Genomic DNA, 24220 nt, shown 5'->3' with positions numbered 1-24220 from the left:
GCCGCTATTTCGGCCGCTTGAACGCTTTTCGTTCCGCCTCGACCGGCTCGCGGCAGACGCAGCCCTCGAGATGGTCGTTGACCAGCCCCATCGCCTGCATGAAAGCGTAGACGGTGGTCGGGCCGACAAAGCTCCAGCCGCGCTTCTTCAGCTCCTTCGAAATGCGGACCGAGACGGCCGTCGTCGGATTGGCGCGCAGATGGGCGAGGTCGACGATCTCGGGCCGCTCGCCCGGGCCGGGCTCGAACTTCCAGAACCAGGCGGCCAGCGAGCCGGCCTCGTCGATGAGTTCGCGGGCGCGCTTGGCGTTGTTGATGGTCGAGACGATCTTGCCGCGATGGCGGATGATGCCGGCATTGCCAAGCAGGCGCTCGACATCGGCGTCGGTGAAGGCGGCGATCTTGTCGACATCGAAGCCGGCGAAGGCCTCGCGGAAATTGTCGCGCTTGCGCAATATGGTCAACCAGGACAGGCCCGACTGAAAGCCTTCGAGGCAGATCTTCTCGAACAGCCGGCGGTCGTCGGCGACCGGCCGGCCCCATTCGTGATCGTGGTAGTGCAGGTAATCCGGCAGATTGCCGTGCCAGAAGCAGCGGGCGATGCCGTCGGGACCGGCAAGCAGACCTGTCTTTTCATCCATGGCGGATTCCGTTCGTGTCCTGGCGTTAACGCGTTTTGACGCGGCCTTTACCGCGGCTTTACCAGATTCCTGAACCGGGCGGTAACCACACCAAAAGCTTTACTGACAGATCGGCATTTTACGCATTCCGATTCATGTTTCGGTTGCCGCTTCGCGCCCAATGTCGGCGAAATCGGGGAGGCTTTGCACCCCGGCATGTTCGACGATCAAGGTGCGTTGCGATGAAGACATTCTTGTTCCCATTGTTCGGCGCCGCTGCCGTGCTTGCGGCCGGCGCCGCGAATGCCAACGACCGCTATGCCGAAAGGCCGCCGGTGGTCGTCAGTCCCGACCTTTCGGCGCCCTGGGTGCTGCAGCTCGGCCATGCGCCGGGCATTGTGCGGCAGAGCCGGCTAGAGACGCAGCCGCAACGGCGTTACTGGCGGCCGGCCGAACCGGATCAGCTGCGCACCGCAGCGGTGCAGGCGCCGGCCAAGCGCATGGTGATGCGGCCGAAGATCGATCCTGTCTATTTGCCACAGGAAGTCGCCTATGACGGCCCGCAGAAGCCGGGCACGATCGTCATCGATACGCGAGAGAATTTCCTCTATCTGGTCGAGAAGAACGGCAAGGCGCGGCGCTATGGCGTCGGTACCGGCAAGCCGGGCTTCGAATGGTCCGGCACCCACAAGATCACCAACAAGCGCGTCTGGCCGGACTGGCGGCCGCCGGCGGTGATGATCGCCCGCGAAGCCGCCAAGGGCCGTTATCTGCCGACCTATCTCGCCGGCGGCATGGAAAACCCGCTCGGCGCACGCGCGCTCTATCTCGGCTCGACCGAATACCGCATCCACGGCACCAATCAGCCCTGGACGATCGGCGGCGCGGTGTCGTCGGGCTGCATCCGCATGCGCAACGAGGACGTGGTCGACCTTTACGAACGGGTCAATGTTGGCACGACGGTTGTAGTGCTGTAATCTGCAGTTGACCTCACCGATGATTCTGCTCAGAAGCCTCGGGAGCATTGAATAACGGGGGACGGGCCGTGTGGGGATGCGGCCAGTCACGAAAGGGCAGCGCGGCAAGCCGTGCTGCCCTTTTTGTTTCCGCCAGCGAGAATTGACGGGAAGATTTTGCCGGCACGTCGCGCGACCGGCATGGCGGTTCGCTTTTCGCGCTGCCTTTTCGCGGTTGCTTTGCTATGTGGCAGCTAAAATCCAGATAAAGGCCCCATCCCGATGTCCCTTTCCGATGACAGCCGCTATCTCAGGGGCGGCCCGGTTGCCCAACGCATCATCGCCGGCGTGCGCGAGGACGCGGCGATCGCCACCGCCGAAGGCTTTCCGCCCAAGCTGGTGTCGATCACGGTCGGCGATACCGCGGCGGTCGACGTCTATGTCCGCAACCAGCGCGCCAAGGCGGGGCTGGCCGGCATCGGCTTCGAGGAAAGGCGCTTTCGCGCCGACATCACCGCCGGCGAACTCGAGGCGGCGATCCACGGCCTGAACGCCGATCCGCGCGTCACCGGCATCATCATCCAGCGGCCGGTGCCGGTGCATATCCCGATCAAGACGCTGCAGGCGGCGGTGCATCCACTCAAGGATGTCGAGGGCATGCATCCGGCCTCGATCGGCAACATCGTCTACAACCAGCTCGACCTGGCGCCCTGCACCGCCGCCGCTTCGGTTGAACTGCTCAGGGAAACCGGCCTCGACCTCAAGGGGCTCGAAGTGGTGGTCGTCGGCCATTCCGAGATCGTCGGCAAGCCGATCGCTTTCCTTTTGATGAGCGAAGGCGCGACGGTGACCGTCTGCCATCACATGACACGCTCGGTGGCGGCACACGCACGCCGCGCCGACGCGCTGTTCGTCGCGGTCGGCAAGCCGCGGCTGATCAAGGCCGACATGGTCAAGCCGGGTGCCGCCGTCATCGACATCGGCATCAATTCGGAAATCGGGCCGGATGGCGAGAGCCGCATCGTCGGCGACGTCGATGCCGAGAGCGTCAGGCATGTCGCGTCTTGGATCACGCCGGTGCCGGGCGGCGTCGGCCCGATCACCGTGGCGATCCTGCTGCGCAACACGATGGTGGCGCTCAGCCGCCAGCGGGCACGCTACCAGGCGACCTACGGCACGGCGGACAGACTGGCGGCGGAGTAGGCGACTGGCGGATCACTCGGCCGCGACAAGCGCCCTGTCGTCGCGAACGCCTTCGGGCTTCGGCCCACCATAGGCCCAGTCGAGCAGCCTTATCGTGTGCACCACCGGCAGCTTGGCTGCGGAGGCGATCTGGGTGATGCAGCCGATATTGCCGGTGGCGACGATTTCAGCACCGGTCGCTTCGATATTCCTGACCTTGCGGTCGCGCAGCGTCGCCGAAATCCCGGGCTGCAGGATGTTGTAGGTGCCGGCCGAACCGCAGCACAGATGCCCCTCGCGCGGCTCGCGCACGACGAAGCCGGCTCTGGCCAGAAGCTCCTTCGGCTGGCGGGTGATCTTCTGGCCGTGCTGCATCGAGCAGGCGGAATGATAGGCGACGACCGTGCCCGGCTTGCGCACCGGCTCGGGCAGGTCGAGGCTTGCCAGATATTCGGTGATGTCCCTGGCCAGCGCCGAGACGCGCGCGGCTTTGTCGGCGTAGGCCGGATCGAGGCGCAGCATGAAGCCGTAATCCTTGATGGTGGTGCCGCAGCCCGACGCGGTGATGACGATGGCGTCAAGCCCGCCCCGCTCGACGGCGCGCGTCCAGGCGTCGACGTTCCGTCGGGCGGAGGCCAAGGCAGCGTCCTCGCGCCCCATGTGATGCACCAATGCGCCGCAGCAGCCCTCGCCCTCGGGCACGACAACCTCGACGCCAAGCCGGGTCAGCAGCGAAATCGCAGTTTCATTGATGCCGGGATCGAGCACGGATTGCGCGCAGCCGGTGAGGATGGCGACGCGACCATTTTTCTTCGCGCCCTGCCCGGCATGGACGCCCGGCGAGGCCAACGGCGAGACTGCCGGGACCGACGCCGGTGCGAGCCTGAGCATGGCGCCCAGCGGCCTCAAGGCCTGGATTTTCTCAAACAGGCCGGCGAATGGCTGGCCGAGCTTCGCCAGCTTGAGCGCCGCGCGGAAACGCGAGGGATAAGGCAGCACGAAGGCCAGCATGGCGCGGGTCAAGCGGTCGGCCAGCGGACGCTTGTAGGTCTCCTCGATATGGGCGCGGGCGTGGTCGACCAGATGCATGTAGTTGACGCCCGACGGGCAGGTGGTCATGCAGGCAAGGCAGGACAGGCAGCGGTCGATATGGGTGACGATCTCCTTGTCTGCGGGACGGCCGTTTTCCAGCATGTCCTTGATCAGGTAGATCCGCCCACGTGGCGAATCCAGCTCGTTGCCGAGCGTCACATAGGTCGGGCAGGTGGCGGTGCAGAAGCCGCAATGCACGCATTTGCGCAGGATCTTCTCCGATTCCGCGACATGCGGATCGGCAAGCTGGGCAAGCGAAAAGGAGGTCTGCACGTAAACGAATCCTTACCGTTTGAGCGTGATCTTTTCAAAAAACTGGTACCCACTTTTTGGGATCATGCTCATAGCCCGAGGAACCAGCTTTCCGGGTTCTTGACCGGCTCGCCGCGCTGCAGCGCCTGCAAGCCGAGAATGCAGCGGGCGATGAACCAGACCGCGACGGCAACCATCAGCACGACACCGATGACCACGACCATCAGCAGCGCCGAGATCAGCGCATAGAGCAGGCCGATCCAGAAGGTGCGGATCAGGAATGTGTAATGGCTCTCGACGAAGCCGCCGGCCTTGCCGCGATTGATATAGGCCAGGACGATGCCGACAATGCCGCTGACGCCGATGGCTAGGCCGGCGAGATAGAGGATGTAGATGACCAGCGCGTTGGTCGGACCGGGCTCCAGCCAGCGGTCGGTCTGGCGTGAGGTACCGTTTTGACCTGGATCGCTCATTGTGCTCCTCCCTCGGTTGCCGGGGCGAGAGTAGCAGAGCCAGCGACCGGCGCCATACGCCCGGGATTGAGGATGTTCTTCGGGTCGAATTCGGCCTTCAGCCGCGCCGACAGTGCTGCCAGTTGCGGCGCTTGCGGTTCGAACACCGGTATCGCAGCGCGGTGCGCAGGGGTTGCGCGCACCAGCGTCGCATGGCCGCCGCCATGTTTTTTGATCAAGCCGCGCAACAGGCCGGCCTCGGGATCGTCCTGCTGCATGCGCAGCCAGATCAGCCCGCCCTGCCAATCGTAGAGGGCATCGACCGCGGCCTGCATGCGCAGCGCCAGCACCATAAGGTGGCCCTGCGACGGCGCCATCGAGACGCGCCACACCGGCCTTTCGCTGCCATCGGCGAACGGCGCGCAGTCGCGGATATCGCGCCAGACCGAATACGAGACCGAACCGGAAATCTCCTGCAGCGGACCGGCGTTTTTCAGCAGGTCTTCCAGCGCCGCGATGCGGTAGGCGACCGATGGGCCGAAACCCTCGACGCGCAGCAGCGTCGCCGCATCGCCGCCGAGACTGCCGCCGGCGACCCGCGCGGCGACCCGTTCAGGAAGATGGGCCGCACTCGACACCTCCGCGCTGGAACCGAGCGCCAGCGCCATGGCGGCGGCGGCATGATCGTCGAGCAGGCCGCGGATGGCGAGCGTGACTTCGGTCTCGGCTGAAGGCAGCACCTTGAAGGTGACGTCGGTCAGCACCGCCAGCGTGCCCCAACTGTAGGCCATCAGCTTGGACAGATCATAGCCGGTGACGTTCTTGACCACGCGGCCGCCCGACTTGAAGGCCTCGCCACGGCCGGAAACGGCCGATATGCCGAGAATGTGGTCGCGTGCAGCCCCGGCCTTCAGCCGCCGCGGGCCGGAAAGGTTCGCCGCCAGCACGCCGCCGATCGTGCCTCGTCCTGGCTCACCGCCAAGCAGCGAGCCATAATCCATCGGCTCGAAGGCAAGCTGCTGGCCGTTTTCGGCAAGCAGTGTCTCGATCTCGGCGAGCGGCGTGCCGGCCTTGGCCGAAAGCACCAGTTCGGCCGGTTCGTAGAGCGTAACGCCGGTGAGGTTCGAGAGATCGAGCGTGTGCTCGGTTTGCAGCGGACGGCCGATGCCGCGCTTGGAACCATGACCGAGGATTTCCAGCGGTATGTCTTCCGCCGCTGCCCATTGGACGGTGGAGAGGACTTCGGAGGGTGTGGACGGGGCGAATGTGGTCATGGTGACCCACAACCTCTATTTAAGAACAGCATTGGCAAGTGCTGCAGAAATCCATCTTTGATCATCGCCCGAAGGTTCATGACTTGCGATCTTGCGACGACCAGACTGTGTAATATGCAATAAGTTCCGACCACGGCCGTAGGGATCTCGCTCACGAACCAAGCGAAGGTATCCATGGCCGACGAGCCAACGCATATCGGGCGTATAGGGTGGGCAATATCTTCTACCAATCCGCAAACCCTCGGGGTAGGAGCGATCGATCAACCACAGCAGCGTCATCCGCCGCCGCATTCCCGGAGGCGACGCAAGCGGTTCTTCGGGAAAGCCCTCTCCCCGATCGATCTCTGCTCGCCTTTCAGTTACCCGCCGTTTCCAAGGTACGGGGCGATTTATCCACCTTGCCGGTCCTGCTAAACGACCCATCTCAAAACCTCGGAATATCGGGAAACGCTGTCTGCCCGCGATGCACGTGCATCCTCCCGAGTTCGGCGCATCGCCTCAGCTGCGGGAAGACCTTGCCAGGGTTGAGCAGATGGTTGGGGTCGAAGGCGCATTTGACGCGCATCTGCTGGTCGAGGTCGATCTGGTTGAACATTTCCGGCATCAGGTCGCGCTTCTCGACGCCGACCCCGTGCTCGCCGGTCAGGACGCCGCCGACCTTGACGCAGAGCCGCAATATGTCGGCGCCGAAGCTTTCCGCCTTGTCGAGTTCGCCCGGCACATTGGCGTCATAGAGGATCAGCGGATGCAGATTGCCGTCGCCGGCGTGGAAGACATTGGCGACGCCGAGCCCGTATTTCTGCGACAGTTCGCGCATGCCGGCGAGCACGCGCGGCAGTTCCTTGCGCGGTATGGTGCCGTCCATGCAGTAATAGTCGGGCGAGATGCGGCCGACCGCCGGGAACGCCGCCTTGCGGCCGGCCCAGAAGCTCAGCCGCTCCTGCTCCGACTGTGACGTGCGGCATGTGGTCGAGCCGTTCCTGTAGGCAATGGCTTCGACCAGGCCGATCAGGTGATCGACCTCGACACCCGGCCCGTCGAGCTCGACGATCAGCAGCGCCTCGACATCCAAGGGATAGCCGGCCTGGACAAAATCCTCGGCGGCGTGGATGGCCGGGCGGTCCATCATCTCCATGCCGCCCGGGATGATGCCGGCGCCGATGATGTCGGCGACGCATTGGCCGGCCTGCTCGCTGGTCGGGAAGCCGATCAGCAGGGCACGCGCCGTCTCCGGCTTCTTCAGGATGCGTACGGTGACCTCGGTTACGACGCCGAGCAGTCCTTCGGAGCCGGTCATCACGCCGAGCAGGTCGTAGCCTTCCGCGTCGAGATGGCTGCCGCCGAGGCGCACCACCTCGCCATTCATCAGCACCATCTCGATGCCGAGCACATTGTTGGCGGTGAGACCGTATTTCAGGCAGTGCACGCCGCCGGAATTTTCCGCGACATTGCCGCCGATCGAGCAGGCGATCTGGGAGGATGGATCTGGGGCGTAGTAAAACCCCTCCTGCTCGACAGCGGTGGTGATGCCGAGATTGGTGACGCCGGGCTGGGCGACGACGATGCGGTTCTGAAAATCGATCTCGAGGATGCGGTTGAAGCGGCTCATCACCAGCAGCACCGCGTCCTCCAGCGGCAGCGCGCCGCCGGAGAGCGAGGTGCCGGAGCCGCGCGGCACGACGCGGATGTTGCGGTCGCTGCAATATTTCAGCACCCGCGAGACCTGCGCCACGGTTTGCGGCAGCACCACGACCAGCGGCAATTGCCGGTAGGCGGTGAGCCCGTCGGTCTCGAAGGCGCGCATTGCATTGGCGGCGTCGACGACACCCTCGCCGGGCACGATGATGCGCATATCGGCGACGATCTCGTCGCGCCGGCGCATCGTGGCCTCGTCTGGTTTCGGCATGGCAAGGCCGGACATCGACAGCCTCCTTCGATCGACTGGTAAAAATCTTTTACCAGCGACGGCTGTCGGTTGCAAATGCCGCTTTGGCCGGAACGGAGGCCTATGGCCGGGACAGCCTTCCGCAGCGGCAATCTGCCGCTGCGCGCCCCACACTACTCGCCCGGCTGCTTGCCCGGTTCGGAGTGCGTGCGGCGGACGCGACGCACGCCCCACCAGACGAGCAGCACGGCGAGCGGCACTGAGGCGGCGGTGACCATTTCCGGCGCAAAGGCATGGCCGAAGATCGAGACGCCCTTGGCGACGTAGCCGATGAGGCCGACGACATAGTAGGACACCGCGGCGACCGAGAGCCCCTCCACCGTCTGCTGCAGCCGCAATTGCAGGCGGGCACGATTGTTCATCGATGCCAAGAGATCGCGGTTCTGCTTCTCGACCTCGACGTCGACCCAGGTGCGCAGCAGCGTGGTGGCACGGGTGAGCTTCGTCGACAGGTTGGCCTGACGCTCCTCGACCGAACGGCAGGTACGCATCGCCGGCGCCACGCGGCGCTGCAGAAAGCCGCCCCAGGTGTCGTAGCCGGGCACCGCCTCTTCCTCGAGCGCCTCCAGCCGTTCGCCAACGATGCCGTCATAAGCGCGGCTGGCGCCGAAGCGGTAGAGGCTGGAGGCGGCATCGGCCTCCAGCTCGGCCGCCAGTTCGGTCAAGTCGGCAAGTAGCGTCTGGCTGTCCCGGGTCTCGGCGACCTTCATTTCCAGCGTGGTCTGGGCCAGCCTGTCCTCGATGCGGCGAGCACGCCCCGAAAGCGTCAGCGCCAGCGGCAGGCCGAGCATGGCCAGCGTGCGGTAATTTTCGATATCGATCAGCCGCTGCGACAGTGCCCCGGTGCGCGCCGGCGTCAGCCCGCGATCGAGCACCAGCATGCGGGTCAGGCCGTCGCCATCCTGACGGAAATCGGTGACGATGGCCGCGTTGCCGCGCTCGACCAGCGAGTAGCACAGGCTGGTCGGGTCGAAGCCGGCGATCAGTTTTTCGTTCGCCGGCGTCCATTTGCGGATTTCCAGCCTGATGCCGGAAATCACCGTGCCCGGCGGCGAAAACCCGTTGCCGAAGGGTGTGTCTTCTTGCCCCCTGCCGTTTTCGGCGAGCGGCCCTTCCCAGAGATAGGTCGAGAACTCCGTGTGGCGTTCCCAGCGCAGTGAGCCCTTGCCCCATTTCATCGCGTGGTGGCGGGCGTGAGGGTCGGGCGCGGCGATGCCGAGGCGGCGCGACAATTCGGAAAGCACGGCCTGATCGACGCCGGATCCAGCTTCGGTCATGAAGGAAAGTTGCACCAGCACGCGCGGCTTTTCGACCAGCGGCTGCGGCCGGGCGTGGACCTCGCCAAGCGCGCCGGGGCGACCTTCATGCGCCGGAAAACCCATGACGCTGCCGCCCACTGCTTTGGCGCGCAGCTGGAATTCGAGGTTGGACGGGTCGGCGTCAGGCACGGCTGGTCCCCCGGGCTTCTCTGAGCCCTTTGGCAATGATGTCCCTCTAGAGCGGTTCATCGTTTCAAGGAAACGCCGAACCGCTCTATCTCTTTGATTCTGTGCAATTCCGGACGGAAAACCGTTTCACACTTTTCCTGGAATTGCTCTAGAGGCAATCTCGAGAGGACGCAAACGGCAGTTTAGCTCAAGCTGATATGAAGCCGCGGCTGTGAAACCGACCCGGCGCGGGCAAATTGGATAAATAATTTGACCAGTTGGCGACGCTGGCTTTATCTTGCGCGACATCGGTTCAACTCCCAGGCATCCCGTTTGAGCGACATTTTCTCCCGGATCGAGCATTCGCGCACCGCCGACGAGGTGGTGCAGCAGATCGAGAGCCTGATCCTCGAAGGCGTCCTGCGCACCGGCGACCGGCTGCCGGGCGAGCGCGAGCTGGCGCGCCAGTTCGAGGTGTCGCGGCCGATCCTGCGCGATGCCTTGAAGGCGTTGGAAGGGCGCGGGCTGTTGACGACACGGCCAGGCGGCGGCACCCATGTCGCCGACGTCATCGGCCAGCTGTTCACCAAGCCGGTGACCGACCTGATCTCTATGCATCGCAAGGCGGTGACCGACTATCTGGAGTACCGCCGCGAGATCGAGGCGGTCGCGGCGGAGTATGCGGCGCGGCGCGCCACATCGGACGATCTGGCGCTGCTCGACCGCATCATGGCGCGCATGGACGAGGCGCACCGGACCGGCAATTTCGACGACGAGGCGGAAATCGACGTCGAGTTCCATCACGCGATCTGCGAATGCGCGCACAACATCATCCTGCTGCACACGCTGCGCTCCTGTTATCGGCTGCTGTCGGAAGGCGTGTTTCAGAACCGGCGGCTGGTGTTCAGCGTGCCGGGCGCGCGCGAGGCGCTGCTCTCGCAGCACCGGGCAATCTACACGGCGGTCAAGGCCGGCGATCCGGCCGCGGCGCGGCAGGCGGCGATGGACCACATCTCCTATGTCGAGCGGTCGATGGCCGAGGCCGAGCGCAGCGGCGACTGGCAGCGCGTGTCGCGGCTGAGGCTCAGGCAGCGCTCCGAGCCCGGTGACGGCGAGGCGGCAAGAAAACAGCCGTAGGCACCGGCCAGAAAATTCAACGACGAACCAGCGAAGAACCAGCGGAAAAGGATCCATGAGCAGCATTCTCACCATCGCCGACCTCAAGGACCTGGCGCGCCGCCGCGTGCCGAAGATGTTCTTCGACTACGCCGATTCCGGCGCCTGGACCGAAAGCACCTACCGCGCCAACGAAGAGGATTTCCAGAAGATCAAGTTCCGCCAGCGCGTGCTTGTCGACATGGACAACCGCTCGCTGGAATCGACCATGATCGGCGAGAAGGTGACGATGCCGGTGGCGCTGGCGCCGACCGGCATGACCGGCATGCAGCACCCGGACGGCGAGATGCTGGCGGCGCAGGCGGCGGAAGAATTCGGTGTGCCGTTCACGCTGTCGACAATGAGCATCTGCTCGATCGAGGATGTCGCGTCGGTGACCAGGAAGCCGTTCTGGTTCCAGCTCTATGTGCTGCGCGACAAGGACTTCGTCTTCGATTTGATCGACCGCGCAAAAGCCGCGAAATGTTCGGCGCTGGTGCTGACGCTCGACCTGCAGATCCTCGGTCAGCGCCACAAGGATATCCGCAACGGGCTTTCGGCGCCGCCGCGAATGACGCCGAAGCACATCTGGCAGATGGCGACAAGGCCGCGCTGGTGCGTCGGCATGGCCGGGACAAAGCGCCGGAGCTTCCGCAACATCGTCGGCCATGCCAAGGGCGTCGGCGACCTCGCCTCGCTGTCGTCCTGGACGAAGGAGCAGTTCGATCCGCATCTGTCATGGAAGGACGTCGCCTGGATCAAGGAGCGCTGGGGCGGCAAGCTGATCCTGAAAGGCATTCTCGACAAGGAAGATGCGCTGACGGCGGCCAGAACGGGCGCCGACGCGATCATCGTATCCAACCATGGCGGCCGCCAGCTCGACGGCGCCTCGTCGTCGATCATGGCACTCGAAGAGATCGCCGATGCCGTCGGCGACACGATCGAGGTGCATATGGACGGCGGCATCCGCTCCGGCCAGGACGTGCTCAAGGCGCTGTGCCTCGGCGCCAAGGGCACCTATATCGGCCGGCCGTTCCTGTACGGCCTCGGCGCACTCGGCAAGGAAGGGGTTACCAAGACGTTGGAAATCATCCGCAAGGAGATGGACATAACGCTGGCACTGTGCGGAAAGCGCCTGGTCACCGACATGGGCAAGGATCAGCTTCGGCGCTAAGGTCCCGTGACGGCATGATCACGGAGGCGACGCAGGCATTGACGGAGCCCGGCATCAGTTTCTACGAGGCGCGCGGACCGCAAGGCATGCGCCTTTACGCGATCGGCGATGTGCACGGCCGGCTCGACCTGCTGACCGCCATGCACCGGCGGATCGAGGCGGAGCTCGGTCAAAGGCCGTCGACCGATTGGCGCGTGATCCATCTCGGCGACTATGTCGACCGGGGCCCGGACTCCAGGGGCGTCATCGATTTCCTGATCGACGTGCAAAGACGCGATCCACGTCACCTGATGCTGGCCGGAAATCATGATCTCGGCTTCCTCGATTTTCTCGATGTCCCCGACCCGGACGGCCTGTTCATGCGCTATGGCGGCATCCAGACGGCGCTATCCTATGGCGTGTCACTCGGTGGGAGCAGCGCCTGGTTTGGCCGAGCCGATGCGGCACTGCGGCAAGGGCACGCCGCACTGGTCGAGGCGGTGCCGCAGAACCATGTTGAATTCCTGCGCTCGCTGCCCTTTTCGGTGACGTTCGGCGATTTCTTCTTCTGTCATGCCGGCATCCGGCCCGGCGTTGCGCTGGAAAGCCAGAGCCGGCAAGACCTGATCTGGATCCGCGAGGTCTTCCACGATCACACCGGTCTTCATCCCAAGATCGTGGTGCACGGCCATACGCCGGTGCCCAAGGCCGAGATCACCGGCAACCGCGTCAATGTCGACACACTCGCCTGGCAGTCGGGAAACCTCACAGCGCTCGTGGTGGACGGCGCGGACAAGCATATCCTGACAGTCACGGGTGAGCGGGCTTAATTGATATTCAGCCGAGGCCGCATCCCAGGGCCAGCGCTCCGCTTCGCGTTCGCTGCGCCCTGGACGACGAAGGCTAGCGCAGCGCGGCGGTGACGCCGTAGCCGTCGACGGCATTGTGGTCATTGGCCGCGTCGGCGGAATAAATGCCGAGGCCACACAAGACGATGGCCGACAACATGACAAAGGACAAAAAGGCTGCTTTCACGGACGTCATCTCTTGTTGAGCTTCCTGCATCTATGCACGAGCGGGTTACCAATGCGTTGAAACGCAAAACACGTCGCAAATGTCTGCCGGTTTCGCGCTTCTAGGCATGTTCTGTATCGGCGGTGTGTCGCGCGGGTCACAGGAAAGGTTCATCGCGGTTGCACGCAAGATGCAGAGCGCGCGCCTTTTAGGCTGGCGGACAGACACAGGCCAAGGATGAAACGCGTTATCCCCGGCGGATTTGCCGCCGCGTGCCAAATATGCAACGTCGCCAAATACGTTGACTGTATGAGACGTCAGATCGTCGCCACCCAGGCGCGGGCGATGGCCAGGCCGGCGGCATCGGCTTGCGGTCCGTTGCCGGCCATTTCATCGTCGAGCCGGCCCGCCCACTCGGGATGCCGCTCGGCAATGAGCGGTGCAAAAGACGTGCTCCAGTCGCGAACCATCGGCCGGTCGGCCTCGAAATGAAACTGGAAGCCGTAGACGGCGCGTCCGATGCGGAACGCCTGGTTCTCGGCGACGGCGTTGCCAGCCAGCCGCACGGCCCTCTCGGGCAAGACGAAGGTGTCGTCGTGCCATTGGAAGATCGGGAATTTTTCGGGCAAGGCGGCGAGCACCGGATCGGCCTGCGCTGCCGCGGTAAGCGCGACCTCCTGCCAGCCGAATTCCGAGGCACCGCCTACCTGGTTCTCGCCGCCAAAGGCGCGCGCGACCAACTGGCTGCCAAGGCAGATGCCGAGCACCGAGCGATCCCTCTCGCCAAAGTCGCGCGTCAGATCGAGCAGACCCGGGAAATAAGGGCAAAGCTCGTCGTCCAGCGCATTCTGGGCGCCGCCGAGCACCACCATGGCGTCATGCTCGCCGCTATCTTGCGGCAGCGCGTCGCCGCGATAGGGCCGGCGCAGGTCGATATCGGCGCCCGCCTCGACAAGCGCCGCGCCGATCTGACCAAGGCCCTCATTGTCGAAGTTCTGGACAACCAAGACCCGCATCGAAACCTGCTGACATGAAATTGATGCAGCGAGCGATATCATGGCGCCAGCATTGCAGCCAACAGGGAACGCCTATGCCACTACAAAACCGGGTCGATCCGTTCGGCGCCATCCATGCCGTGCCGGAGCGCGGCCTGTTCATGGGCAATCGCGGCATCATTCACGACCCCGAGACGAGAACGCTGTTGAAGAAGCGCTGGGCGCTGCAAGCCTGGATCATCTGCGTCTGCGAATACGGCGACGTGCGGCGCGAGCCGATGGGGCGCAACCGGGCTGGCGGCAAGGCCGGCTGGACCGAGCTGTTTTTCCTCGACGAGGTGACGGCACTTGCCGCCGGGCACCGCCCCTGCTTCTTCTGCCGGCGCGAGCGGGCCAGGGATTTTGTTCAGCGCTTCGGCGACGCCTTCGGCATTGCCGAGCCACGCGCGCCGCAGCTCGACAAACGCCTGCACAAGGAGCGCCTTGCCTCGGGCGGCCGGGCGCCGAGACTGAAACCGGAAGCGCTTGCGGACTTGCCTGACGGCACGATGATCTCGTCAGGAAACAGGGCGTACGCCCTGTTTGACGGCGCCGCGCTGCCCTGGAGTTTCGGCGGCTATGGCGAACCGGTGGGCTTCGGCGGTTTTGCCGATAGTCCAGTCCGCCTGCTCACGCCGGCGACAACTGTTTCGGTGCTAAGGCATGGCTACGAGCCTGTCTGGCACGCCACAGCGGAGACTTGACGCCGGGGACAGCCTCGACCATTCCTCGGCGATGCGCGCTAATTACAAGATGCAGCGGCTGTTCGTGCCAGACGAACTTGGACCCGATACCGAGTTCGACATCGGCCCGCAGCAGAGCCATTATCTCTCGCATGTGCTGCGGCTCGGAGAAGGCGCCGGAATTCTGGTCTTCAACGGCCGCGACGGCGAATGGTCGGCAGCAATCGCCGCAAAATCGAAGAAGGCGTTGCGCCTGAAGGTGATGGAGCTGCAGCGGCCGCAGCCGCCGTTGCCCGATCTCGTCTATTGCTTCGCGCCGCTGAAGCAGGGGCGGCTCGACTACCTCGTGCAAAAGGCGGTGGAGATGGGCGCCGGCATCCTGCAGCCGGTCATCACCCAGCATACGCACGTGGCAAAACCCGGCATCGAGCGCCTGCGCGCCAATGTCGTCGAGGCGGCCGAACAATGCGGCATATTGGCGGTGCCGGAGCTGCGCGAGGCGGAAAAATTCGAGCGCCTGCTCAGCAACTGGGACCGAGAGCGGCGGCTGATCTTCTGCGACGAGGACGCATCGACCAATAATCCCCTGCCGGCATTGCAGGCGGTGCGGGAGAACAAGCTCGGCCTGCTGGTCGGACCGGAGGGCGGCTTTTCCGACGAGGAACGCAAGATGCTGAGAGCGCTGCCCTTCGTTACCGCCATTCCGCTCGGGCCGCGCATCCTGCGAGCCGATACGGCGGCGGTAGCGGCACTGGCGCTGATCCAGGCGACAATCGGGGATTGGTGATCAATTCCCGTTACCCTCTGGCTCAGGATTTTTCGCTTGATCGGCTACTGACATTTCGTCCATCTAGCGCCGGCAGTGGCCGCGCGTCCTTTCGGGCGCGCAAAGGACGCTGTAGCATTTGATTGGGCACATGATCCTTTCCGAAAATCGAAGCCGATTTTCGGGGTCATGTGCGGAGGGCTATTATGGCGCGCGATACTACCGATTTCCGGCCGATCGAAGGCGTCGACGAACTCGTCGAACACCTGGCCGAAGGCAACAAGCCGCGCGACAAATGGCGGATCGGCACCGAGCACGAGAAATTCCCGTTCTATGTCGACGGCAATGCGCCGGTGCCCTATGGCGGCGAGCGCGGCATCCGCGCCATCCTCGAAGGCATGCAGGACAAACTCGGCTGGGACCCGATCATGGATGCCGGCCGCATCATCGGCCTGGTCGAGCCGACCGGCCAGGGCGCGATCTCGCTGGAGCCCGGCGGCCAGTTCGAGCTGTCCGGCGCGCCGCTGGAGACGATCCACCAGACCTGCCGCGAAGGCAATGCGCATCTGGCGCAGGTGCGCGAGATCGCCGAACCGATGGGCATCCGCTTCCTCGGCCTTGGTGGCAGCCCGAAATGGTCACTGGCCGAGACGCCGAAGATGCCGAAATCGCGCTACGAGATCATGACCCGCTACATGCCCAAGGTCGGCACCAAAGGCCTCGACATGATGTACCGGACCTGCACGATCCAGGTGAACCTCGACTTCGAGAGCGAGGCCGACATGCGCCGCAAGATGCAGGTGTCGCTGAAGCTGCAGCCACTGTCGACGGCGCTGTTTGCCAACTCGCCCTTCACCGAAAGCCGGCCGAACGGCTTGCAGAGCTGGCGCGGCGAGATCTGGCGCGACACCGACAATCAGCGCTCCGGCCTGCTCGACTTCTGCTTCTCGCCCGATTTCGGCTTTGCCGATTATGTCGAATGGGCGCTCGACGTGCCGATGTATTTCGTCATCCGCGACGGCCAGTACCACGACATGACGCACGTCACCTTCCGCCAGTTCATGGCAGGTGCTGCCCGCAACGAATTGCCGGACGGGCTGCCGACGATGGGCGACTGGGCGAACCATCTGTCGACGCTGTTTCCGGACGTGCGGCTGAAGCGCTTTCTCGAAATGCGCGGGGCCGATGGCGGGCCGTGGCGGCGTATCTGCGCGCTGCCGGCCTTCTGGGTCGGGCTGCTCTATGACGCGGCGGCGCTCGACGCGGCCGAGGCGCTGACTTCGAGCTGGAGCTATGACGAAGTGCTGGCAATGCGCAACGCAGTGCCGGAACAGGGCATTTCGGCGCCCTTCCGCAACACGACGTTGCGCGAGATCGCCCGCGACGTGCTCATCATCTCGCGCATGGGACTGAAGAACCGCGGCCGCAAGAACCGCGACGGCTATGACGAGACCTCGTTCCTCAACACGCTGGACGAGGTCGTCGCGCGCGGCACGACCAGCGCCGAAGAGATGCTCTCGGCCTATCACACACGCTGGGGCGGCTCGATCGAGCCGGTGTTCATGGAATACGCGTATTAACGCTTCGCCGTCCGCTTGGTCGATGGTCCGGCAAATTCGCTTCAATCGGTGATGGAAACGAACTAGGCTTCTCCAACGAGGATTTTCCCGGAGGAGAGAACAATGCCTTCCTTGTTCGATATTCTGGCACAGGCCCAGAACGGCAACGGCATGCAGGCGCTGGCCCAGCAGTTCGGGCTTTCGCAGCAGCAGACGCAGGCGGCGGTCGCGGCGCTGCTGCCGGCCTTTTCGCAAGGACTGAAGCGCAACACGGCGGACCCTTATGGACTCGGCGCCTTCATGACGGCGATGGCCAGCGGCCAGCACGCCAAATATTTCGAGGATGCAAGCCGGGCCTTCTCGCCGCAGGGCCTCGATGAAGGCAACGGCATTCTGGGGCATTTGTTCGGCTCGAAGGACCTGTCGCGCGCCGTCGCCAGCCAGGCCGCGCAGGCGAGCGGCGTCAGCCAGCAGGTGTTGCAGCAGATGCTGCCGGCAATCGCCTCGATGATGATGGGAGGATTATTCAAGCAGACCACCAACCAGCTAGGCGGGCAGATGCATGCGGCAGGCGGTGGCGGCAATCCGCTCGGCGAGCTCATCGAGCAGATGATGCGGCAGGCGGGCGGCGGCAGCCAGGCGCCGGCCCCTCAGCCTGCAAGCCCCACGGATAACCCGCTCGGCAAGGTGCTGCAGGACATGTTCGGCGGTGGCGCGCAACAGCCGCAGCAGCCGCAGAACCCCTATGGTGACAATCCGCTCGGCAAGGTGCTGCAGGACATGTTCGGCGGCGGGCAGCAGCCGCAAAGCCAGCCGCAGCAGACACAGAACCCTTATGGTGACAATCCGCTCGGCAAAGTACTGCAGGATATGTTCGGCGGCGGTGCACAACAGCCGCAGCAGCCGCAGAACCAGCCCCAGCAAACACAGAATCCTTATGGTGACAATCCGCTCGGCAAAGTACTGCAGGATATGTTCGGCGGCGACGCACCGCAGTCTCAGCCGCGTCAGGCGCCGCAGCAGCCCCAGGCGCCGCAGCCGCAGGCCAATCCGAGCGGCAGGCCGAGAAATCCGTTCGACGACCTGTTCGGCAAGATGTTCGAGACAGGCGCCCAGCAGCGCGACGACTACCAGAAAGGCATGGAGTCGATCTTCGACCAGTTCAAGCAGGGCATGGGCCGGCGGTAGGGCTTCTCGCTGACCCACGCGGCGTCGTCATCCTGGGGCGGAGCAAGGAGCGAAGCGACGCGGCGCAGACCCCAGGATCCATGCCGTGAATTGGGAGCGCCGCTGCGGTGCAAAATTCTGCTCCGCTGCATCCTCGGTTGAGGTCACGGCATGGATCCTTGGGTCTGCACTCCGCTTCGCGTCGCTACGCCCAAGGATGACGAAGCAGAGGAAAAATGCCCGGTCCTGGGAGGACCGGGCAGCGCGCAGGCTGGCCGGGGGGATCCGGCAGGGAGTGGGGAGCCTGCGTAACTTGGTGGCGTCGTGCCTCAAAAAGGTTCAATGCGCCCGAACGGCGAAACCACGCGATCAGGCCACCTTGCGGGCAAGATCCTCGATCGTTTCGGCGCGCTCGATGGCGATGACGCGAAGCCTCTCGGTCGGATCGCGGCCAAAGGGTACACCGACAGCGACGTGCAGGTCGGCGCGGGTCAGGCCGATGTCGGCGAGCTCGGCATCCGACATCTCGCCGAGGCGATAAAAGGCGCGGCGGTTTTTCCAGGCGCGGTAAACATTGGCAGCGGCATTGGCCACGCGCGTCGCAACGGCCGGACGCGAAGTGATGCGCGAGGTCTCGGTAGCGAAATCAAACGTAGCCATGTCGGTCTCCTTCACATTCGAACGGGCGAAGCCGGTCGATCGGGCGCTGGCGACAGCGGCCGTTCCGGCTTCGATTCACATGCCTTCATGTGGACAATCGGAATTTGCCATGGCGCGATTGATTAATCCAACGAATGTTTCTAATCTTTAGCATCAGCATCAATGATGGATTAGGCCAATGAAAGCGCCGCTCGATCTCGATCAGTTGCAGACCTTCATCTCGATTGTCGACACCGGCAGCTTTACCCGCGCGGCGGAAGCGGTGCATCGGACCCAGTCTGCGGTGTCGATGCAGATGCGGCGGCTGGAGGAACGGATCGGCAAGCCGCTGTTCGAAAAAGACGGCCGCACCAACAGGCTGACCGAGGAAGGCGACAGACTGCTCTCCTACGCAAGGCGGCTGCTGTATCTCAACAAGGAAACACTGGCCGCCTTCGACGACCGCCGGCTCGAAGGCACCATTCGCATCGGCACGCCGGACGATTATGCCGATCGCTTCCTGCCAGAGATCATGGCGCGGTTTGCCCGTTCCAATCCGCATGTCGAACTGACCGTTATCTGCGAACCGACGCCGGGACTGGTCGAACACATCAAGCGCGGCAATCTCGACCTGGCGCTGGTGACGCACAATGACGCGCGCGGCCAGTCGGAAGTGGTGCGGCGCGAACCGCTGCTGTGGGTCACCTCGGCCAACCATGCGACGCATGAACAGCCGATCCTGCCGATGGCCTTCGGCCGGCCGAACTGCATCTGGCGGCGGGCCGCCGCCGACGTGCTCGACCAGCAGAACCGCGACTACCGCATCCTGTTCACCAGCTTCTCGGCCACCGTCATCGCCGCGGCGGTGCTTTCCGGCCTGGCGATCTCGGTGCTGCCGGAATGCGCGCTGCGGCCCGGCATGCGGGTGCTGGGCGAGGCCGACGGTTTCGGCGCCCTGCCCGATTGCCGCATCGGCATCATGCGCGGCCAGACCTCGCGGCCGGAGATCGTCGATGCGCTCGCGCGCCACATTTCGGAGAGCCTCGACAATATTTCCGTGCCACTCGGCGAGGAGACCGGCACGTTCGATTTCGCCGCCCTCGCCTTCGCCAAGATGAAGCGGACCAAGCCGAACCAGATCCTGCCGGGCTGGTGAGGGATCGCGCAATTGGGGCGTACATCGAACACGGCCGCCTTGACGGCGGGCAACAACCGTCCCCCAATCGGCCGATGAGCGACGCAGCATCCGAATCACGCACCAACGCCACCGAATATACGGTGAGCGAGATTTCCGGCGCGCTGAAGCGTACGGTCGAGGACGTCTTCGGCAATGTACGGGTGCGCGGCGAGATTTCCGGCTATCGCGGACCGCATTCCTCCGGCCATGCCTATTTCTGCCTGAAGGACGATCGCGCGCGGCTCGACGCCGTTGTGTGGAAGACCACGATGAGCCGGCTGAAATTCCGTCCAGAGGAAGGCATGGAGGTGATCGCCACCGGCCGGCTCACCACCTATCCCGGAAAATCCAACTACCAGATCGTCATCGACAATCTCGAGCCGGCCGGTGCCGGTGCGCTGATGGCGCTGCTGGACGAGCGCAAGCGCCGGCTGCAGGGCGAAGGCTTGTTCGACGCCGGCCGCAAGCGCCGGCTGCCGTTCATGCCGCGCGTGATCGGCGTCGTCACCTCGCCGACAGGCGCCGTCATCCGCGACATCATCCACCGCATCAAGGACCGGTTTCCGCTGCACGTGCTCGTCTGGCCGGTGCGGGTGCAGGGCGAGACGGCAGGTGCGGAAGTGACCGCTGCCGTCAACGGCTTCAACGCACTGCCATGGGACGGCGCCATTCCGCGGCCCGACCTGTTGATCGTGGCGCGCGGCGGCGGCAGCCTGGAGGATCTGTGGGGCTTCAACGACGAAGCGCTCGCCCGGGCTGTTGCCGCTTCGGGCATTCCGGTGATTTCCGCTGTCGGTCACGAGACCGACTGGACGCTGATCGATCTGGCGGCGGATGTGCGGGCGCCGACGCCGACAGGCGCCGCCGAAATCGCCGTGCCGGTCAAGGTCGACCTCGAAGCGATGCTTGCCGGCATTGGCGCGCGGTTGAAGACCGCCCTGTCGCGCAATTTCGAACGCAAGCGGCAGGCGGCGCGCGCAGCAGCCCGGGCACTGCCCTCGCCCGACCAGTTGCTGGCGCTGCCGCGGCGGCGCTTCGACGAGGCGACGAACCGGCTCGGCCGGGCGCTGTCGGTCAGCGTCGAGCGCAAGCGGGGCAGGCTTCTGGGGCAGCGGCTGACGCCGGCCACCTTGTCGCGGCGCATGAACGAGGCGCGCACACTGACCCTTCGCGACCTCGCCCGTGCGCAAGCGGCGTTCTTTGCCATCGTGCGCGAGCGTCGGGCGCGGTTTTCGCGCACGGCCGCCAGACTCTCACCGGCGCCGATCGCCAGACGGCAGAAACTGCAAGGCGATACCCTGCTGGCACTGACGCGGCGGCAGGACCAGGCGATTTCGCGGCGGCTGGACCGCCTGCGTGGAAAACTGACGCAGGCCGACCGGCTGCTGGCGACGCTCTCGCACAAGGCCGTGCTGGCGCGAGGCTTCGCGCTGGTCAAGGATGTGGACGGCGCCGTGGTCAAGCATGCGGCGGAAGTTGTGTCGGGAATGGCGCTTTCGCTGGAGTTCGCCGACGGCACCGCGGATGCCGTCGCCATCAGTGGCACGGCGCGGCCGAAGACGGTTGCCAAGCCCGCGCCCAAGCTCAAGGCGCCTGGCGGCCAAGGTTCGCTTTTCTGAGGAAAAAATGACCGACCCGCATCTTGCGACGCCCTCGGGCAAACTGCGCGCCCGCGCCTTCGCGATCCCATTCGATGGCACGCCAGGCCGCTTCAATGCCATCACCGATGTGCCCGGCGTGACGGTCGGCTATACCACGCTGATCTCAGAGGACGGGCCGCTCGTCGTCGGCAAGGGTCCGGTACGCACCGGCGTGACCGCGATCCCGCCACGGCCCAGAGACGAGTTGGCCGTCCCTGCGTTTGCCGGCGTGTTCAGCGCCAATGGCAATGGCGAACTGACCGGCTCGCATCTGATAGAGGAGCTCGGAGCGTTCAATCTTCCCATCACCATCACCAACACGCATTCCTGCGGCGTCAGCCGCGACGCAACGTTGCGCTGGATGCAGACGGTGCTGCCGCAATCGCTCGACAGCGCCTGGGCGCTGCCGGTGGCGGGCGAGACTTATGACGGCTTCCTCAACGATATCAACGGCCATCATGTGAGCTTCGAGCACGTGTTTTCCGCGCTCGAAACGGCTGAAACCGGGCCGATCGAAGAGGGCAGCGTCGGCGGCGGCACCGGCATGATCACCTTCGGCTTCAAGGCAGGGTCCGGCACATCCTCGCGCAGCGTCGACTGGAACGGAGCGCGCTTCACGATCGGCTGCTTCGTCCAGTCGAATTTCGGTGCACGGCGAAACCTCGTGATCCGTGGCATCAGGGCCGGAGCGGAACTCGCCGAACCGGCGATCCGGGACAACACGCCGCGAGCAGAAAAGAGCTCGATCATCGCGATCGTCGCCACCGATGCGCCATTCATGCCGCACCAGTTGAAACGGCTGGCGAAACGCGTGCCGCTCGGCGTAGCGCTGACCGGCGGCTATGGATACAATTCATCCGGCGATATTTTTCTGGCGTTCAGCACGGCCAATGCCGATGCGGCGCGCGGCGCGGCCGGCAAGCTGGTCAGCGCCGGTTATATATCGGATGCCGACATCAACCCGTTCTTCGACGCCGTCGTTCAGAGCGTGGAGGAAGCAATCCTCAATGCTCTGGTCGCCAATGAAGACATGACCGGGCGCGACGGCAATTTCGTGCCGGCATTGCCGAAAGGGTGGCTTAAGGAGAGATTTGGCAAAGCTGCGCGGCGATGAGACCGCGCAACTGCATCAGACAGGCAATGTTCGCCCGGCAGGTTTTGCCGGGGCGATCCGTCAGCCGGCAGGCTTGTTCGAGTGCCGCTCATCCTGTTCGGCCTCGGCCGCCTCTTCGAGCCTTGAAGCAATGAGCTCCTGAATGTCGCCGACCTCTTCCTGAATATCCTCCAGGGGTATGCCGGCTTCGGCGGCCTTGGCCGCACATTCCCTGGCGAGGGTCTCGGCCTGCTTCTCGATCCTGGCTGGCGAGGGCTGGCAGTGGACTTTTTCGCCAATCCACCCGCGCAGGAACTCGATCGCGTGTTCACTCATACTGCTGTTTCCCTAGCGGCTATGCCGGTTGGTAATCATAAACGTCGGCATCTTCGAAAAGATGCGTGCTGCCATTCGAGCCGAGTCGGCTTCGCCCGGCAAGCCGAACTTGTCCGAGGTCCACAGAGCTGAAGGGAATGGTGGGTTCAAGGAGCACGTTCTAGTTCTTGAGGACTGATTCTCTCGACGAAACTCGTTCGACCCGCGCTATTGTTTCTATTTGCTTTTTTTCGGTTTTCAAGCCGTTTTAGATCACAATAGATGACACAATAGCTAGCATATTTACCGCGCTCTCGCTGGCACCACGTAAAAGGCGAGCCGTCAAAGCCGCCGCTATATAGTGATAACCATTTGCAATGTCGACTCTGCTCGCGGTCCTGCTTCTTTCCGCCGCGCTTGCTGGGAGATATGTGGAGTGACGGGCCTTGCAGTGCAAGCTGCTGAGCGCCTCATGCGTCTTGTGGAACCCTGAAGTGCTTGTCTCAGGGTGGCTCTCTACCGCTGGCGGTAAAGAATCATGCCGCCATGATAGAGGACGCCTTCGATGAACTCACCATCCGCGGTGAAGCCCGTATCGTCCCAGTATTCTATGTGGTTGCCCTGCACTTCATAGCGTCCCCGGTAGGCGCTCTCGCGGGCACCGCGCGCTTCGTCATAACGGCCGTTCGGCAGGAGTTCGTGCCTGATATGGCGATCCTCGGTGACCCACAGTCCGACGTAAGCATGATCTTGGTGCGTCATTGGTTCTTCTGCAAGGATTGGAGTTGAAGGAAGGGTCAGGCCGGTTGGAGCTACAGCAACGGCAATACCCGTAAGCACTGCGGCCAAAGTGGATCGCATCAATGCGCCGCCTTCGTCGGACGCACGACGATCTCGTTGACGTCGACATCGTCGGGCTGTTCGATTGCGTAGCGCACGGCCCTGGCGATGGCATCGGGTTGCAGGGCAATAGCACGCCAGGTTTTCATGGCGGCGGCAGCGGCTTCGTCGGAGATCGTGTTCGCCAGTTCGCTTTCCACCACGCCAGGATGAATGCAGGTTACGCGGATATCGTCACTCTCCTGGCGGAGCCCATCGGAAATCGCGCGGACAGCGTATTTCGTTGCGCAATAAACGGCAGCCGTGGGCGAGACGGCCAGTGCGCCGATGGAGGCGATATTGATGATATGCCCGGAACCACGTGCCGTCATCTCAGGCAGAACGGCCGCGACGCCGTACAGCACACCCTTGATGTTGACGTCCACCATCAGCTCCCACTCATCGACCTTCATGGCTGCCATGGCCGACAGCGGCATGACGCCCGCATTGTTGACGATGACATCGACCCGGCCCCATTCGGCTCGGGCGGCATCGGCGAATGCTGCGACATCCGCCCTCCTGGTGACGTCGAGCGCTCGCACGCGAACCATTCCACCAGCCGCCTCGATCTCGGCCGCAAGCGCTTCAAGGCGGTCGGTGCGGCGTGCGCCGAGCATCAGCTTTGCACCTGCCGCGCCAAGCTCGCGGGCAATGCCAGCACCGATGCCGCTGGAGGCACCGGTGATCAGTACAACTTTGTTCATGGTCATCGAGATGATCCTTTTGGTTCTGTGATTATTTTCACGA

At 64.2% G+C, this 24220-nt stretch carries 24 protein-coding genes; 12 read left to right on the top strand and 12 right to left on the bottom strand.

The window, feature by feature from the left end; genetic code table 11:
• Nucleotides 1-4 precede the first annotated feature (4 nt).
• Complete coding sequence (locus NKJ40_RS04775; protein ID WP_292664487.1) at nucleotides 5-640, bottom strand: DNA-3-methyladenine glycosylase I; 636 nt, start codon at nucleotides 638-640, stop codon at nucleotides 5-7.
• A gap of 221 nt (nucleotides 641-861) precedes the next feature.
• Between NKJ40_RS04775 and NKJ40_RS04770 the strand changes: the two genes are divergently transcribed.
• Nucleotides 862-1596 (top strand): L,D-transpeptidase, encoded by a 735-nt coding sequence (locus tag NKJ40_RS04770; RefSeq protein ID WP_352465022.1) that lies wholly within the window; start codon nucleotides 862-864, stop codon nucleotides 1594-1596.
• A 261-nt stretch (nucleotides 1597-1857) separates the two neighbouring features.
• Nucleotides 1858-2778: a bifunctional 5,10-methylenetetrahydrofolate dehydrogenase/5,10-methenyltetrahydrofolate cyclohydrolase gene (locus tag NKJ40_RS04765; protein ID WP_292664484.1), complete on the top strand. Its 921-nt coding sequence runs from the start codon at nucleotides 1858-1860 to the stop codon at nucleotides 2776-2778.
• Between the two features lie 12 nt (nucleotides 2779-2790).
• On the opposite strand, the gene glcF is transcribed toward NKJ40_RS04765, so the two are convergent.
• The 5 genes from glcF to NKJ40_RS04740 form a co-directional block, all read right to left on the bottom strand.
• Nucleotides 2791-4122, bottom strand: coding sequence for a glycolate oxidase subunit GlcF (gene glcF, locus NKJ40_RS04760; protein WP_352465021.1), 1332 nt, complete (start codon nucleotides 4120-4122; stop codon nucleotides 2791-2793).
• Nucleotides 4123-4190: 68 nt separating this feature from the next.
• On the bottom strand, nucleotides 4191-4574 hold the full coding sequence (locus NKJ40_RS04755) for a DUF4870 family protein (protein ID WP_352465020.1): 384 nt from the start codon (nucleotides 4572-4574) through the stop codon (nucleotides 4191-4193).
• On the bottom strand, nucleotides 4571-5827 hold the full coding sequence (locus NKJ40_RS04750) for an FAD-binding protein (protein WP_352465019.1): 1257 nt from the start codon (nucleotides 5825-5827) through the stop codon (nucleotides 4571-4573). The genes NKJ40_RS04755 and NKJ40_RS04750 overlap by 4 nt, the downstream gene beginning before the upstream one ends.
• Before the next feature lie 424 nt (nucleotides 5828-6251).
• Nucleotides 6252-7748, bottom strand: a complete 1497-nt coding sequence (locus NKJ40_RS04745) for an FAD-linked oxidase C-terminal domain-containing protein (protein ID WP_352465018.1) — start codon at nucleotides 7746-7748, stop codon at nucleotides 6252-6254.
• A gap of 137 nt (nucleotides 7749-7885) precedes the next feature.
• Entirely contained in the window at nucleotides 7886-9220 is a 1335-nt protein-coding gene (locus tag NKJ40_RS04740; protein ID WP_352465017.1) for a DUF3422 family protein, read from the bottom strand.
• Between the two features lie 312 nt (nucleotides 9221-9532).
• On the opposite strand from NKJ40_RS04740, the gene NKJ40_RS04735 reads away from it, so the two are divergent.
• The 3 genes from NKJ40_RS04735 to NKJ40_RS04725 are packed head-to-tail and all read left to right on the top strand — an operon-like array spanning nucleotide 9533 to nucleotide 12337.
• Entirely contained in the window at nucleotides 9533-10336 is an 804-nt protein-coding gene (locus NKJ40_RS04735; protein ID WP_352465016.1) for a FadR/GntR family transcriptional regulator, read from the top strand.
• Nucleotides 10337-10391: 55 nt separating this feature from the next.
• Nucleotides 10392-11528 (top strand): alpha-hydroxy acid oxidase, encoded by a 1137-nt coding sequence (locus NKJ40_RS04730; RefSeq protein ID WP_352465015.1) that lies wholly within the window; start codon nucleotides 10392-10394, stop codon nucleotides 11526-11528.
• A gap of 38 nt (nucleotides 11529-11566) precedes the next feature.
• Nucleotides 11567-12337, top strand: coding sequence for a metallophosphoesterase family protein (locus tag NKJ40_RS04725; protein WP_352465099.1), 771 nt, complete (start codon nucleotides 11567-11569; stop codon nucleotides 12335-12337).
• Between the two features lie 73 nt (nucleotides 12338-12410).
• Here NKJ40_RS04725 and NKJ40_RS04720 read toward each other — a convergent pair whose 3' ends face one another.
• Together NKJ40_RS04720 and NKJ40_RS04715 are read right to left on the bottom strand one after the other, a co-directional pair.
• Entirely contained in the window at nucleotides 12411-12551 is a 141-nt protein-coding gene (locus NKJ40_RS04720; RefSeq protein WP_292664785.1) for a hypothetical protein, read from the bottom strand.
• Nucleotides 12552-12838: 287 nt separating this feature from the next.
• Nucleotides 12839-13537, bottom strand: coding sequence for a type 1 glutamine amidotransferase (locus NKJ40_RS04715; protein ID WP_352465014.1), 699 nt, complete (start codon nucleotides 13535-13537; stop codon nucleotides 12839-12841).
• A 74-nt stretch (nucleotides 13538-13611) separates the two neighbouring features.
• Between NKJ40_RS04715 and NKJ40_RS04710 the strand changes: the two genes are divergently transcribed.
• The 4 genes from NKJ40_RS04710 to NKJ40_RS04695 all read left to right on the top strand — a co-directional run bounded on the left by NKJ40_RS04710 (nucleotide 13612) and on the right by NKJ40_RS04695 (nucleotide 17751).
• A complete protein-coding gene (locus tag NKJ40_RS04710) occupies nucleotides 13612-14259 on the top strand; it encodes a hypothetical protein (RefSeq protein WP_352465012.1) in 648 nt (215 codons plus the stop codon).
• 31 nt (nucleotides 14260-14290) lie between these two features.
• Complete coding sequence (locus NKJ40_RS04705; protein WP_352465098.1) at nucleotides 14291-15025, top strand: 16S rRNA (uracil(1498)-N(3))-methyltransferase; 735 nt, start codon at nucleotides 14291-14293, stop codon at nucleotides 15023-15025.
• A 185-nt stretch (nucleotides 15026-15210) separates the two neighbouring features.
• On the top strand, nucleotides 15211-16584 hold the full coding sequence (locus NKJ40_RS04700; RefSeq protein WP_352465011.1) for a glutamate--cysteine ligase: 1374 nt from the start codon (nucleotides 15211-15213) through the stop codon (nucleotides 16582-16584).
• Between the two features lie 102 nt (nucleotides 16585-16686).
• A complete protein-coding gene (locus NKJ40_RS04695) occupies nucleotides 16687-17751 on the top strand; it encodes a DUF937 domain-containing protein (RefSeq protein WP_352465009.1) in 1065 nt (354 codons plus the stop codon).
• A gap of 348 nt (nucleotides 17752-18099) precedes the next feature.
• On the opposite strand, the gene NKJ40_RS04690 is transcribed toward NKJ40_RS04695, so the two are convergent.
• Nucleotides 18100-18390 (bottom strand): DUF1127 domain-containing protein, encoded by a 291-nt coding sequence (locus NKJ40_RS04690; RefSeq protein ID WP_352465007.1) that lies wholly within the window; start codon nucleotides 18388-18390, stop codon nucleotides 18100-18102.
• A 178-nt stretch (nucleotides 18391-18568) separates the two neighbouring features.
• Here NKJ40_RS04690 and NKJ40_RS04685 point away from each other — a divergent pair, with 178 nt between their 5' ends.
• The 3 genes from NKJ40_RS04685 to NKJ40_RS04675 all read left to right on the top strand — a co-directional run bounded on the left by NKJ40_RS04685 (nucleotide 18569) and on the right by NKJ40_RS04675 (nucleotide 22300).
• Nucleotides 18569-19525, top strand: a complete 957-nt coding sequence (locus NKJ40_RS04685) for a LysR substrate-binding domain-containing protein (RefSeq protein WP_023716458.1) — start codon at nucleotides 18569-18571, stop codon at nucleotides 19523-19525.
• 74 nt (nucleotides 19526-19599) lie between these two features.
• Nucleotides 19600-21165 (top strand): exodeoxyribonuclease VII large subunit, encoded by a 1566-nt coding sequence (gene xseA / locus NKJ40_RS04680; protein ID WP_352465005.1) that lies wholly within the window; start codon nucleotides 19600-19602, stop codon nucleotides 21163-21165.
• 7 nt (nucleotides 21166-21172) lie between these two features.
• Nucleotides 21173-22300 (top strand): DmpA family aminopeptidase, encoded by a 1128-nt coding sequence (locus NKJ40_RS04675; RefSeq protein ID WP_352465003.1) that lies wholly within the window; start codon nucleotides 21173-21175, stop codon nucleotides 22298-22300.
• Nucleotides 22301-22360: 60 nt separating this feature from the next.
• On the opposite strand, the gene NKJ40_RS04670 is transcribed toward NKJ40_RS04675, so the two are convergent.
• From NKJ40_RS04670 to NKJ40_RS04660, 3 genes are all read right to left on the bottom strand, one after another.
• Nucleotides 22361-22615, bottom strand: coding sequence for a hypothetical protein (locus NKJ40_RS04670; RefSeq protein WP_352465001.1), 255 nt, complete (start codon nucleotides 22613-22615; stop codon nucleotides 22361-22363).
• A gap of 495 nt (nucleotides 22616-23110) precedes the next feature.
• Complete coding sequence (locus NKJ40_RS04665) at nucleotides 23111-23455, bottom strand: Atu4866 domain-containing protein (protein ID WP_352465000.1); 345 nt, start codon at nucleotides 23453-23455, stop codon at nucleotides 23111-23113.
• Nucleotides 23455-24183 carry an SDR family oxidoreductase gene (locus tag NKJ40_RS04660; protein ID WP_352464999.1) on the bottom strand — a complete coding sequence of 243 codons (729 nt, stop codon included), beginning with the start codon at nucleotides 24181-24183 and terminating at the stop codon, nucleotides 23455-23457. The genes NKJ40_RS04665 and NKJ40_RS04660 overlap by 1 nt, the downstream gene beginning before the upstream one ends.
• Nucleotides 24184-24220: the final 37 nt, after the last annotated feature.

Source organism: Mesorhizobium sp. M0119 (genome assembly GCF_040322615.1).
In the GTDB taxonomy this organism is placed as follows: domain Bacteria; phylum Pseudomonadota; class Alphaproteobacteria; order Rhizobiales; family Rhizobiaceae; genus Mesorhizobium.
The sequence above is the reverse complement of the archived record's forward strand: the minus strand, read 5'-3'. Positions and strand labels throughout refer to the sequence as shown.

Excerpts from the sequence above, each read along its gene's own strand:
- NKJ40_RS04770 (WP_352465022.1), top strand. The coding sequence starts at position 862 with ATGAAGACATTCTTGTTCCCATTGTTCGGCGCCGCTGCCGTGCTTGCG.
- NKJ40_RS04715 (WP_352465014.1), bottom strand. The coding sequence starts at position 13,537 with ATGCGGGTCTTGGTTGTCCAGAACTTCGACAATGAGGGCCTTGGTCAG.
- xseA (WP_352465005.1), top strand. The coding sequence starts at position 19,600 with ATGAGCGACGCAGCATCCGAATCACGCACCAACGCCACCGAATATACG.
- NKJ40_RS04685 (WP_023716458.1), top strand. The coding sequence starts at position 18,569 with ATGAAAGCGCCGCTCGATCTCGATCAGTTGCAGACCTTCATCTCGATT.
- NKJ40_RS04745 (WP_352465018.1), bottom strand. The coding sequence starts at position 7,748 with ATGTCCGGCCTTGCCATGCCGAAACCAGACGAGGCCACGATGCGCCGG.
- NKJ40_RS04665 (WP_352465000.1), bottom strand. The coding sequence starts at position 23,455 with ATGCGATCCACTTTGGCCGCAGTGCTTACGGGTATTGCCGTTGCTGTA.
- NKJ40_RS04765 (WP_292664484.1), top strand. The coding sequence starts at position 1,858 with ATGTCCCTTTCCGATGACAGCCGCTATCTCAGGGGCGGCCCGGTTGCC.
- NKJ40_RS04695 (WP_352465009.1), top strand. The coding sequence starts at position 16,687 with ATGCCTTCCTTGTTCGATATTCTGGCACAGGCCCAGAACGGCAACGGC.
- NKJ40_RS04710 (WP_352465012.1), top strand. The coding sequence starts at position 13,612 with ATGCCACTACAAAACCGGGTCGATCCGTTCGGCGCCATCCATGCCGTG.
- NKJ40_RS04720 (WP_292664785.1), bottom strand. The coding sequence starts at position 12,551 with ATGACGTCCGTGAAAGCAGCCTTTTTGTCCTTTGTCATGTTGTCGGCC.
- NKJ40_RS04775 (WP_292664487.1), bottom strand. The coding sequence starts at position 640 with ATGGATGAAAAGACAGGTCTGCTTGCCGGTCCCGACGGCATCGCCCGC.
- NKJ40_RS04675 (WP_352465003.1), top strand. The coding sequence starts at position 21,173 with ATGACCGACCCGCATCTTGCGACGCCCTCGGGCAAACTGCGCGCCCGC.
- NKJ40_RS04730 (WP_352465015.1), top strand. The coding sequence starts at position 10,392 with ATGAGCAGCATTCTCACCATCGCCGACCTCAAGGACCTGGCGCGCCGC.
- NKJ40_RS04755 (WP_352465020.1), bottom strand. The coding sequence starts at position 4,574 with ATGAGCGATCCAGGTCAAAACGGTACCTCACGCCAGACCGACCGCTGG.
- NKJ40_RS04670 (WP_352465001.1), bottom strand. The coding sequence starts at position 22,615 with ATGAGTGAACACGCGATCGAGTTCCTGCGCGGGTGGATTGGCGAAAAA.
- NKJ40_RS04660 (WP_352464999.1), bottom strand. The coding sequence starts at position 24,183 with ATGACCATGAACAAAGTTGTACTGATCACCGGTGCCTCCAGCGGCATC.
- NKJ40_RS04690 (WP_352465007.1), bottom strand. The coding sequence starts at position 18,390 with ATGGCTACGTTTGATTTCGCTACCGAGACCTCGCGCATCACTTCGCGT.
- NKJ40_RS04750 (WP_352465019.1), bottom strand. The coding sequence starts at position 5,827 with ATGACCACATTCGCCCCGTCCACACCCTCCGAAGTCCTCTCCACCGTC.
- NKJ40_RS04705 (WP_352465098.1), top strand. The coding sequence starts at position 14,291 with ATGCGCGCTAATTACAAGATGCAGCGGCTGTTCGTGCCAGACGAACTT.
- NKJ40_RS04700 (WP_352465011.1), top strand. The coding sequence starts at position 15,211 with ATGGCGCGCGATACTACCGATTTCCGGCCGATCGAAGGCGTCGACGAA.